Here is a 328-nt window from a genome sequence, read left to right on the forward strand (position 1 = left end):
TAACCACTCAAATTCTGCTTTGTATTTTGCAGGAGTGGGAAGCTTTTGTTTCTTTAGTTGATCCTTATCATTTTTATGTTTTTCATACGCTTCTTTCCATTCAGCTAACATTCTGTTATACACGAAACGTACACAACCGAAGGTTTTACGTATAAGATGTGCTTGGTCTTCTGTTGGATACAAACGGAATTTATATGCTTTATTCAGCTTTGTCATATCATTTCACCTCACTTTTCACTTTGATTTTCAATATATGCTTTTACTACGTCTATTGGCGAACCACCAGTAGTTAGCAAGCAAAAACTTCTTGACCAAAACATCTCTTTCC

Annotated in this window: 2 protein-coding genes; both read right to left on the minus strand. The window is 35.1% G+C overall.

The window, feature by feature from the left end; translation table 11 throughout:
- Nucleotides 1-216 (minus strand): helix-turn-helix domain-containing protein (locus tag QO049_RS31040; RefSeq protein WP_284489830.1); only part of this gene is annotated, 216 nt, incomplete at its 3' end.
- A gap of 11 nt (nucleotides 217-227) precedes the next feature.
- A partial coding sequence (locus tag QO049_RS31045) for a transposase (protein ID WP_284489831.1) occupies nucleotides 228-328 on the minus strand: 101 nt, incomplete at its 5' end.

This window comes from Bacillus sp. RB3 (genome assembly GCF_030164735.1).
Taxonomy (GTDB): domain Bacteria; phylum Bacillota; class Bacilli; order Bacillales; family Bacillaceae_G; genus Bacillus_A; species Bacillus_A cereus.